The sequence below is a fragment of the Brevundimonas sp. genome (genome assembly GCF_046293315.1).
Classification (GTDB): domain Bacteria; phylum Pseudomonadota; class Alphaproteobacteria; order Caulobacterales; family Caulobacteraceae; genus Brevundimonas.
In genome coordinates this window covers 1-529 of the sequence record NZ_JBKBPF010000118.1, presented here as the reverse complement: position 1 = coordinate 529, position 529 = coordinate 1, and the positions used below count along the sequence as shown (strand labels likewise).

General features: G+C 66.4%; 1 protein-coding gene. It reads right to left on the bottom strand.

The features are described from left to right. Positions 1 to 529 (bottom strand): hypothetical protein (locus ACK4SE_RS14320; RefSeq protein WP_409694071.1); only part of this gene is annotated, 529 nt, incomplete at both ends.

Below are 529 nucleotides of genomic sequence, written 5' to 3'. Positions count from 1 at the left end.
GCCCGAGGCGATAAAGCCGATCTCGGTCGCGCCGAACACGACGGTCAGCCAGAATTGCAGCATGGTCATGCGCTGTTCGGCGTGCGTGGTCAGGGTAAAGCTCACCATGTCCAGCCGGTCGATGACGGCATCGAACAGGGCGGTGATGCCCAGAACCTCTTCGCCCTGCACCGCAACCTCATCACCAAACCGGGTGCCGGCCAGCGTGGTGCCGTAATATTCTTCCAGCCCGTTGGTCACGTCTGAGCGCAGGCGCAACAGGTCATCCACCGTCCCTGGCCCCGTCCGCGTCAGCCTATCGTGCAGCCCTTGCAGCACGGCGCGCTCGATTACCAGCATTTCCAACGTCACCAGAAACGGCAGCAGGCTGCGGGGGGCCAAGCCCAGCCGGGCGGCCTCGGCGGCGGTTTCGTCGTTCAGGTCGTGCAGGTCAAGCGCCGAGCGCCGCCCGATCAGGGAAAGCCCGCCCACCCGCGCGCAGGTGTCGCGCGCCAGTTCCTGCGCTACCACCTCGGGTTTCAGCCCCCGT